General features: G+C 66.3%; 1 pseudogene. It reads right to left on the bottom strand.

The features are described from left to right. A pseudogene (locus FNJ47_RS47205) lies at positions 1–255 on the bottom strand (IS110 family transposase); the annotation flags it as partial.

Here is a 255-nt window from a genome sequence, read left to right as displayed (position 1 = left end):
CTGCTCCGGCGGCATCCAGCCGCGCAACGTCGTAACTCTCATTGCTCGTCATCAGCTTCCAGGGGATGCGCGCGCCCTTGTTGGCAAGCGCCACGGCTGCAAGTTTCGGCGGCTTGCGCTTGATCAGGGCCAGGAGCCAGCGTGAGTGAGGTCCGCGTCCACTGCTGGCCCGCTGAATCACCGCCGTAGCCCCGATCACGAGCAGCCGTCTCAGGTCCTCGTCGCCCGCCCGGGTGATCTTGCCAAGCCTGGTCT

The sequence above is a fragment of the Bradyrhizobium uaiense genome, from assembly GCF_010811875.1.
Classification (GTDB): Bacteria; Pseudomonadota; Alphaproteobacteria; order Rhizobiales; family Xanthobacteraceae; genus Bradyrhizobium; species Bradyrhizobium uaiense.
Note: the sequence above shows the minus strand (reverse complement) of the source record. Positions and strands in the feature narration are given on the sequence as shown.